The sequence below is a fragment of the Streptomyces sp. URMC 126 genome (assembly GCF_051386555.1).
Taxonomy (GTDB): domain Bacteria; phylum Actinomycetota; class Actinomycetes; order Streptomycetales; family Streptomycetaceae; genus Streptomyces.
Genome location: NZ_JBPQTX010001091.1, coordinates 1 through 254, shown reverse-complemented (window position 1 = coordinate 254; position 254 = coordinate 1). Strand labels below are relative to the sequence as shown.

Here is a 254-nt window from a genome sequence, read left to right as displayed (position 1 = left end):
ACGCACGAGGGCTACGAGTGGCTCTACGTCCTGTCCGGGCGGCTGCGGCTGGCTCTGGGCGAGCACGACCTCGTCCTCGGCGCGGGGGAGGCCGCCGAGTTCGACACCCGTACCCCCCACGGCTTCGCGAACGCCGGGGAGCGGCCCGTCGAGTTCATCAGCATCTTCGGGCCGCAGGGCGAGCGGATGCACGTACGCGCCCGGCCCTCGAAGGGCGCGGGGTGAGGGCCGCCGCGCACGCCCGGAGGTACGGG

At 74.8% G+C, this 254-nt stretch carries 1 protein-coding gene; it reads left to right on the top strand.

Annotated features, from left to right (window positions below; genetic code table 11):
* On the top strand, window positions 1–225 hold a 225-nt coding region (locus tag ACSNOK_RS35215), incomplete at its 5' end, for a cupin domain-containing protein (protein ID WP_436784760.1).
* Window positions 226–254 lie beyond the last annotated feature (29 nt).